This window comes from Streptomyces sp. NPDC017943 (assembly GCF_044328425.1).
Lineage (GTDB): Bacteria > Actinomycetota > Actinomycetes > Streptomycetales > Streptomycetaceae > Streptomyces > Streptomyces djakartensis_A.
On the sequence record NZ_JBIRHH010000094.1, the window covers coordinates 1 to 1,126 of the forward strand.

Genomic DNA, 1,126 nt, shown 5'->3' on the forward strand with positions numbered 1-1,126 from the left:
TCAACAAGCTCAAGCACAACAAAGCCCTGGCCACCCGCTACGACAAACGCGCCCGCCATTACCAGGCCCTGGTCACCCTGGCCTGCCTCAGACTCTGGCTGCCCTGACTTTGCGGACACGACCTAGCGCTCGTCGTCCTCAGCCTTCTGCCAGACGCCGGCGATTCCGACAGCGAGAGCTGCGACCGCGGCGACATAGAGCCAGGTTCGGCGCTGCCTCTTCACCGGCTCGATGTAGCCGGCGGATGCCTCGGGAACGGCCGGATCGGGCCCGCGATGCCACTGAGGGGCGGGGTGGCGGTTCAGTTCCATCCACGCGCGGGCAGCGCCCGGGCCACGCAGGTAAGACAGGGGCCGGGCCCGGCCGCCCCCAGGGGGTGAACCGGCAGATCACGGCCAGCCGTAGGAACAGAAAGGCCAGAAGGGGCGGATACAGCCCGGAGCCCGCCCCAGCCCCCCTTCTTCCGCACCCGTCCACACTCTGGAGCCGCTGGTGTCCACTCCCCCTCCATTCCCCTACAACACCCGCGCGTCCGGTCCCCACCGTGCCTTATCGCAAGCACCATCGGAAGCCACCGACGCGACGATGAACGACACCGACACGTCCCACCCTGCGTACTCCCGTGATCCTTCACAAGCACCATCGGCAGCGAGCAGCTACGACTTCCTCGCCGCCGCCATGATGGACGACAACGAAGCGTTTAGCCCTCCGTATGACCGTGGCATCTCACAAGCACCATCGGAAGCATCGGAAGCGGAAAGCGACTTCCTCGCCGCCGCGATGATGAACGCCAGCACGTACGGCCCTTCGTCTTCCCGTGGTGCTTCACAAGCACCGTCGGAGGGTGGGGACTCGCTGTTCGGTTCGGCTCACCCCTCCCCCCGCCCGTACCGGACGAGTGAGCGCGGGCTCTCGGCGGCGGGCTCTCCCCAAACGCCGTCCACCCCACACTTCCGCCCCTACAACACCGTGCACGGGCGGACCCGATCCGTCACTCCCGCCGATTCACTCTTCGGCGGCACTCCCGCCGGCTCACGATCCAGCACTCCAACTCCCGCCGATGCACGATCCAGCACCGCCGGCCCATCCTTCCGCACTCCCCCGGTAGCACCCGGGCTCCACGGCC

Annotated in this window: 1 pseudogene; it reads left to right on the plus strand. The window is 67.7% G+C overall.

Annotated features, from left to right (window positions below):
- Window positions 1–107 (plus strand): annotated as a pseudogene (locus tag ACH4C6_RS36485) (IS5/IS1182 family transposase); the annotation flags it as partial.
- Window positions 108–1,126: the final 1,019 nt, after the last annotated feature.